This window comes from Bacteriovorax sp. DB6_IX (genome assembly GCF_000447775.1).
Lineage (GTDB): Bacteria > Bdellovibrionota > Bacteriovoracia > Bacteriovoracales > Bacteriovoracaceae > Halobacteriovorax_A.
Map to the genome: position 1 here is coordinate 1 of NZ_AUNJ01000437.1, position 6,570 is coordinate 6,570.

The following is a 6,570-nucleotide window of genomic DNA, read 5'->3' on the forward strand; positions in this document are numbered from 1 at the left end:
GCCTACTGGCAAAAAATCCAACAACGTAGAAAGAAACTACAAGAACAAAATCAAGATGAAGAAGAAGGATAAATGGACTTTCAAAATATAAAAGAATTATTAAAGAGATATGACTTTTCATTTTTTGGTCTCTCTCTTGTTATATTTATTTTTGGAATTATAAATCTCTATTCCGCCACGCACACATCTGCGAGCTTTCATCATGCGAATCTTTATAAGGTTCAACTTGGTTGGTATGCACTTTCTCTTGCAGTTGGCTTTGGAATAAGTTTTGTTCAACCGAAGAACTACTTTCGATTCGCGTGGTTTGTTTACGCCTTTAACGTTTTCTTACTCGTTCTAGTTCTGTTCTTAGGTCATAAGGGAATGGGGGCGCGTCGTTGGCTTCTACTAGGGCCTGTTCGAATTCAGCCCTCAGAGTTAATGAAGCTTTCAGTAATCTTTGTTTTAGCAAGATGGTTTAGAAAGCATTCTCCAGATCAGGAGATGGGGATTAAGGAATTGATCGTCCCATTTATTATTGCTTTTATTCCAACACTCTTAATTGTTCTAGAACCAGACTTAGGGACAGGTCTTTTAGTTTTACTTATTTTCTTCACTATGGCATTCTTTAGAAAGCTTAAGTGGAAGTCTTTGGGGATTCTTGCTCTTGTTGGTATCTTAAGTGGGGGACTGATGTATCAGTTTGGCCTTAAAGATTACCAAAAAAGACGTATTAAAACATTTATCAATCCAACAGCGGATGCCAAGGGTTCTGGCTATAATGCGATACAATCAAAGATCGCAATTGGTTCGGGAAAGTTCTTAGGTAAAGGACTTATGAAGTCCTCACAGGCATCATTAAACTACCTACCTGAAAACCATACAGACTTTGTTTTCTCTATTTTCAATGAAGAACATGGTTTCTTTGGATCAATATTATTAATCGGTCTTTACCTCTTTTTGTTCTACCGATTTGTATGGTTGGCGGTCAATGTCTCCCGGATTTTTGACTCCATTGTCATCATAGGAGTTATGTCCATTTTCTTCTGGCACACCTTTATTAATATGGGAATGGTCATGGGACTATTACCAGTTGTTGGGCTCCCCCTTCCGTTGATGTCCTACGGTGGTTCGTCCTTACTGACATTTGGGATTTGTTGCGGAATTGCGACTTCAATATCCAACTCGAGGAATATGTTTTAACGCCACAAAAAGGACTCAAAATCGCTATTTTTTTGAGCGTTTAATTTGTTAAGAAGTGAGTGATTTGAACTATTTCATTAGCTCAGTTTAGATTTCTTGAGTGTACGGCCTATAATTAGGTACTTATGAAAAGATTTCTCACTCTACTTACTTGCGGTGTAATTATTTCCATCGAGCTCATTATTTTCCTAGCGTTTGGAAGTTCTGATGCTTTGACTATTGCTCTCTTAATAAGTGTCACGTCCAGTATGGGAATCCATTATTTTATGAGACAAAACCTCATAAAGGATGTTGAACTTGAAGAGGCGATCTTAAAAAGTGCAAAAGTAAGTATCATTGCAACCGACACTGACGGGATTATTACGCATTTCTCTAAAGGGGCAGAGGACTTACTTGGCTATTCAGCGCGAGAGATGGTGGGTAAGCAAAACCCATCAATCATTCACGATATTGAAGAAATTGTTGAGAGAACTAAAGAGTTAAATGAGGAATTCGGAGAGAATAATCCTCCTGGTTTTCTAACCTTTGTCAGAAAAGTTTATCGCGATGATAAAGATGAGAGAGAATGGACCTATATTAAAAAAGATGGAACGCGCTTTCCTGTTATTCTTTCTGTGACTCCAATATATGATTCTAAGAAAATTATTGTTGGCTTTCTTGGAGTTGCGACGGATCTTTCTGATATTAAAAAGCAGCGTGATATGCTCTTTAAGGCAAAAGAAGAGGCCATGTTGGCCAATCGAAGTAAAAGCTTCTTCCTGGCGAATATGTCACATGAACTAAGAACTCCGTTGAATGGAATTATCGGTATGTCAGAGATTCTTTCAAATACTGATCTCGACAATGATCAGAAGAAAACTAATCAATATATAATGGAAAGCTCACTTCAACTGAGTTCAATTATAAGTGATATTCTGGATTATACTAAAATTGAAATGGGGGGGATGTCGATTAATCCTGCCCCCACTTTAATGGAAAGCTTCAACCAAAAGGTTCAGCACCTGCTTGAAACTCACAACCAAAATTCTAAGGTTAGATCCGAGTTTGTTACTAATGGAGTTATTCCTGAGTATCTTATGCTAGATAGAACGCGTATGATTCAGGTTCTTACTAACCTTATTTCGAATGCATTTAAGTTTACGAGAGAAGGTATCGTGACTGTTAAGTGTACCTATGTCGATGGGAATCTAATTTATAAAGTTGAAGATACTGGGATTGGGATTGAAGAGAGTAAAGTTGCTCATATCTTCGCGGCTTTCACCCAGGAAACAGAGCATATGAAACGCGAGTTCTTCGGAACTGGTTTAGGACTTTCAATCGTAAGGGAGCTCATTCAATTGATGGGTGGGGGAGTAAGTGTTGAAAGTACAAAGGATATCGGGTCTCAATTTCTTATCTCTGTTCCTGCTGTAGAGACGACTTCTGAGGTGACATTTGATTCTGATTTTCATGAAGTAAATTTGAAAGACTTAGAAATTCTGCTCGTAGAAGATAACACCATAAATCAGAAACTTGTTGTAAAGACCTTAGAGTCCGCTGGAGCAAAGGTCTCAATTGCGAAAAATGGCGTTGAAGCTGTGGATATGACGCGTGATAAAGACTTTTCCCTTATTCTGATGGATTACCAATTGCCTGTTATGGATGGAATTACCGCCACCAAGAAGATCCGTGAATTTAAGCCAGATATTCCAATTATTGCCCTGACTGCAAATGCTTTTGAGGAGGACAAGAGAGAGTGCTTACTGGCCGGAATGAATGACTTTCTCACTAAGCCCATATCCCCAAAGAAACTAAAATGGGCCATCCATAAAATCCTCTAATTCTGGCATTTATCTTGCTTAATATAAGGTAGAAACCCTAAAAAGGACGATAAATGCTTAAAATTATGATCAAAATTTCGACACTTGCTTTAATTCTTTGCACTAGTACACAAGCTTTTGAGAAGAGGGAAAACCCTGTTTTTGAACAGTTGAAGAAGGATATGTGGCATATGGGCCTGGAGTTTGACTATGATCAGGGCACTCATATGGTGATGCCAAAAGAGGCGCAATATGATGAAAGTGGCTCTGATGGGGTTGTTCACGGCGAAGAGATCACGAGAGCACTAAATTTATAGCATTGAGTTAATTCGTACTAATATTTGACTATTCGGACCATCTCTCAGTATAGTATTAAAATCATACTAACCAGGAGATGGGCATGAAGCGAATTTCCAGTATTGGCGGTTTACTTAAAAAAATCTACAGAGTTTACAACAATCAGTTGTTAACACTTCTACAAGAAAAAGGTTTCACGGATTTGAGACCAAGCTTCCTTGAAATTTTAGTATACGTTTGTGAGAACCAGGGACCATCTATTAAAGATGTGGGGAATGCCTGTGGTCTAAAGAAACAAACTATGACAAGTCATTTGAATGAGCTCCAGAAGAGGGGTTACATTATTCGAAAGGCCGGTGAGGCGGATAAGAGAGAGATTAAGGTTTTCCTTACTGATTATGGGGAGAGATTTAAGTTTTCACTATTCGAGGCACTGGAGAGTATTGAGGCGGATTACTCGCGTACTATCGGAGATCTTGAGTTGGATCGAATCAACTCAACACTCGATAATATGCACCAAAAAATGACCCCTGTACAAGAGGACACACTAAAATCCCGCATCCAACTAAACCTTTCCCTCGACTTCTAAAGGTACCAGTATCTTTTCCTTATGAGCTTCGCGTTATTTTCGTGTCTCATAAGGAAAAGGAATCTCAATTCCATTTCATTAATGAAACAAATTCCAGATTTGGAACTCAGATTTCTATATAACTGTTTGAAATTACACGTTTGTGTTTTGGCACAACCGTTGCTCTGTGTTCAGTGAATTTAATTAACGCTGACAAAGGGGAGAATTATGAAAGCGGTTAAAGGTTTAGTTTCTATTTTATGTTTATTTGTACTTGTTTCATGTGTTGAGCAAGTGTCTGAAGAAAATGGCTTATCACCAATTACTGTTGAAACTATCTCTAGTTATGAAGTTAGAGAAGGTGATCAACCATATGAGCTTCTTATTACAATTGATGGAATTGAAGTTGAAGAGTCTAATGATTCTGGCCAAGCATGCTCTGTTGGAGTGGAGGGGGTTCAAGAGTTTAAGGCCGTTGTTGATGGAGAAAAATTGTATATAGGTGCTGAAGAGGAAGGTGAGGTTGTTGTTATGAGAAGACAAAACTCAGATACTGATCCTGATTATATTATTGGAAGTTGGACGGCATCAGCAGAGGGAATGACTCTAACTATGGAATTTAGAGAAAATGGAGAAGTTCTAATGAGAAACCACTGCCAATTCTAAAAAATAGATACTGGTTTAGGTACCAGTATCTTTTTCTTATGAGACCTGCGTTGTTCCTAAGCGAAAAATGCGGGCCCTCAACTTTTTAAGTCGTGACTTCACTTATCAAGTTCAATATTTATCTCCTATGCCGAGAAAACAATTAATCAGAACAAATGAATTTCCTTATCACATTATTTCAAGAGTTAATAATAAGGAGTGGTTTAAAGTCCCTATAGATGAAGTCTGGGAGTACGCACTTTCTTCATTTAGGAGAGCAAATGAGCTTGGACCTATTTCATTTCATGCCTTTGTTTTGATGAATAATCATTATCACTTACTTGTCTCGACTCCAAATCAGGATATCGACTATTTCATGAGAAATTTTAATAAGAACTTAGCTGATTCTATTCGTACTCGAACGAAGAGGGAAAATCGAGTTTTTGGTGGCCGCTACACTTGGAGCATTGTTACTAATGAAAATTATTTGGGAAATGTTGTGAGATATGTTTTTCAAAATCCTGTTAGAGCGAAAATTGTTGAAAGGGTAGAGGATTATCCATTTAGCTCCCTTCACTGTGAATCTTTTGAAAAATATTTTCCATTAAAAGTTCAAAGTCTCTTTGAATATAGAAATACAGAGTTAATCGAGTCATTTAATACTTCTATTTCTGAAAAAGAGAGTGACTTAATTCGAAAAGGTTTGAGAAGAGGATGTTTTCAGGTTGCGAAGAGTTCGAATACTGGGAGGTCTCATAATTTGAGTGCATTTTTAACGCGAGCCTCATAAGAAAAAGATACTGGTACCTAACAATTTTGTAAAAAAAAGGGCTCCGTTAGGAGCCCTGTATTTTAAGAATTGGATTCTTAGAAGAAGTAACCGAAGTTAACTCCAAGCTTAAGTCCAGAATCTTCAGTGTTTGAAGAATCAGTTTCAGACTTAACTTGAGCTAGCTCAAGGTTTGCATCCCACATTGCAGTTCTGTAACCAAATTCAGATCCAAAAGTAGTAACTTTTGTTTCAGAAGTAGTTGATCCAGTTTCTGTCTCAGCTTTAGCTTGAGCAAATTGTGGAGTAACATAAATGTTAGCATTGATCATATACTCGAAGTCTAGACCAAAAGTAGTTGTAGTTGTTTCAGTTGTACCTGCGTAGTTTTCTTCTTTCATTGTTCCGAAAACACCATCTAGTTCCCAAGCACCCATTGCATAAGTACCGTGTAGTTCTAGGTTAGTCATATCACCAACTGATTGAGTATCTTTCTCTTTACCTCTTGTTTGGTAGAAAGCTTCAACTGTGTAACCATCTTTGTTGTTCCAGTTTTGGTAACCAACACCAAGAGAGATTACGCTGTAATCTACTTCAGTAGTTGTTGAACCAGAAACATCTTCTTGGTTAGATAGTGAGTAAGAAACACCTGCGATAAGTCCGTTACCGTGGTTGTAAGAGAAACCAAATACCATATCTTTTTCAGTTTCTTCAGATCCTGTAGACTCTTCTTTTTCTGTTCCGTAACCAAAAGTTACAGCAAACATGTTGTTGATTCTGTAAGCAGCATCAAGATCAAGAGAGTTTGTATCAGTTTCAGTTGAAGTTCCAGTCTTTGGAGTGTTTTCAACTTTGTTGATGTTGTAAGAAAGCTCACCAGAGAAAGCCCCGTGAGTTCCAAATACGTATGGATTTAGGTTAGTAGTTTTAACTTCTGCAGTTTCAGTTCCACTTACTTCTCTATCTTGAGTAAGAGTATCGTATGAAAGAACAGCAGCATTTCTTTTAGACCAAGCAACACCTAGGTCGTTCTTAGTTTTTCCATCTCTTGTCATTTCTGGCATTACGTTACCAGCAAGAGCTGATCCCATTGAAAGTGCTAGTGCACCAGCGATAATTTTTTTCAAAACTAACTCCTTGTTTTGTTTTATAAGTTTGAAAAAATTTGATTGGTTAAATTTTAATAGAGAAGTACAAGGAAAATCAATATTTTTTGATAGTTATGAGCAGAAAGTTAAGAAAACTTTATTAGATGAAATATAATTTGTTTTGGCGTGATGGCCGCGCTTTTACGCAGCGGCCATTCT

7 protein-coding genes are annotated in these 6,570 nt (G+C 37.5%); 6 read left to right on the forward strand and 1 reads right to left on the reverse strand.

The window, feature by feature from the left end; genetic code table 11:
* Nucleotides 1–72 precede the first annotated feature (72 nt).
* The 6 genes from rodA (at nucleotide 73) to M901_RS16760 (ending at nucleotide 5,284) form a co-directional block, all read left to right on the forward strand.
* Nucleotides 73–1,185 (forward strand): rod shape-determining protein RodA, encoded by a 1,113-nt coding sequence (gene rodA / locus M901_RS13540; RefSeq protein WP_021278773.1) that lies wholly within the window; start codon nucleotides 73–75, stop codon nucleotides 1,183–1,185.
* 125 nt (nucleotides 1,186–1,310) lie between these two features.
* On the forward strand, nucleotides 1,311–3,005 hold the full coding sequence (locus M901_RS13545; protein ID WP_034722311.1) for a response regulator: 1,695 nt from the start codon (nucleotides 1,311–1,313) through the stop codon (nucleotides 3,003–3,005).
* 53 nt (nucleotides 3,006–3,058) lie between these two features.
* On the forward strand, nucleotides 3,059–3,301 hold the full coding sequence (locus M901_RS13550) for a hypothetical protein (protein WP_021278774.1): 243 nt from the start codon (nucleotides 3,059–3,061) through the stop codon (nucleotides 3,299–3,301).
* A gap of 83 nt (nucleotides 3,302–3,384) precedes the next feature.
* Nucleotides 3,385–3,870: a MarR family winged helix-turn-helix transcriptional regulator gene (locus tag M901_RS13555; protein ID WP_021278776.1), complete on the forward strand. Its 486-nt coding sequence runs from the start codon at nucleotides 3,385–3,387 to the stop codon at nucleotides 3,868–3,870.
* A 207-nt stretch (nucleotides 3,871–4,077) separates the two neighbouring features.
* The gene (locus tag M901_RS13560) at nucleotides 4,078–4,515 is read left to right on the forward strand and encodes a hypothetical protein (RefSeq protein ID WP_021278772.1); all 438 of its coding nucleotides are present in this window, start codon (nucleotides 4,078–4,080) and stop codon (nucleotides 4,513–4,515) included.
* Nucleotides 4,516–4,642: 127 nt separating this feature from the next.
* Nucleotides 4,643–5,284, forward strand: a complete 642-nt coding sequence (locus tag M901_RS16760; protein WP_157680019.1) for a transposase — start codon at nucleotides 4,643–4,645, stop codon at nucleotides 5,282–5,284.
* A 77-nt stretch (nucleotides 5,285–5,361) separates the two neighbouring features.
* On the opposite strand, the gene M901_RS13570 is transcribed toward M901_RS16760, so the two are convergent.
* On the reverse strand, nucleotides 5,362–6,390 hold the full coding sequence (locus tag M901_RS13570; protein WP_021278775.1) for a hypothetical protein: 1,029 nt from the start codon (nucleotides 6,388–6,390) through the stop codon (nucleotides 5,362–5,364).
* Nucleotides 6,391–6,570 lie beyond the last annotated feature (180 nt).

Bases quoted from the DNA above. Each gene is read 5' to 3' on its own strand.
- M901_RS13560 (WP_021278772.1), top strand. From the start codon at position 4,078: ATGAAAGCGGTTAAAGGTTTAGTTTCTATTTTATGTTTATTTGTACTT.
- M901_RS13555 (WP_021278776.1), top strand. From the start codon at position 3,385: ATGAAGCGAATTTCCAGTATTGGCGGTTTACTTAAAAAAATCTACAGA.
- M901_RS13550 (WP_021278774.1), top strand. From the start codon at position 3,059: ATGCTTAAAATTATGATCAAAATTTCGACACTTGCTTTAATTCTTTGC.
- M901_RS16760 (WP_157680019.1), top strand. From the start codon at position 4,643: ATGCCGAGAAAACAATTAATCAGAACAAATGAATTTCCTTATCACATT.
- M901_RS13545 (WP_034722311.1), top strand. From the start codon at position 1,311: ATGAAAAGATTTCTCACTCTACTTACTTGCGGTGTAATTATTTCCATC.
- rodA (WP_021278773.1), top strand. From the start codon at position 73: ATGGACTTTCAAAATATAAAAGAATTATTAAAGAGATATGACTTTTCA.